The organism is Pseudomonas sp. GW456-12-10-14-LB2, assembly GCF_002884345.1.
Classification (GTDB): Bacteria; Pseudomonadota; Gammaproteobacteria; order Pseudomonadales; family Pseudomonadaceae; genus Aquipseudomonas; species Aquipseudomonas paraglycinae.
The window spans coordinates 1-273 of the sequence record NZ_POHV01000146.1 but is presented as its reverse complement, the minus strand read 5'-3'; the positions used below and the strand labels follow the sequence as shown (position 1 = coordinate 273).

General features: G+C 75.8%; 1 pseudogene. It reads left to right on the top strand.

Annotated features, from left to right (window positions below):
- Positions 1 to 273, top strand: a pseudogene (locus C1X29_RS28470) (AAA family ATPase); the annotation flags it as partial.

Here is a 273-nt window from a genome sequence, read left to right as displayed (position 1 = left end):
CCAACATGGGCTTCGCCCGGGCCGCGGGCGTGCCGGTGGTGCTGGTGGGCGACATCGACCGGGGCGGCGTCATCGCGCAGCTGGTGGGCACCCATGCGGTCCTCGAGCCGGGGGACCGTGCCGCCGTCCGGGCCTTCGCGATCAACAAGTTCCGGGGCGACCCGGCGCTCTTCGCGGACGGCCTGCGGGCCATCGAGGAGGCCACGGCCTGGCCGTCGCTCGGCGTCCTGCCCTGGTTCGCCGAGGCGTGGCGCCTGCCGGCCGAGGACGTGA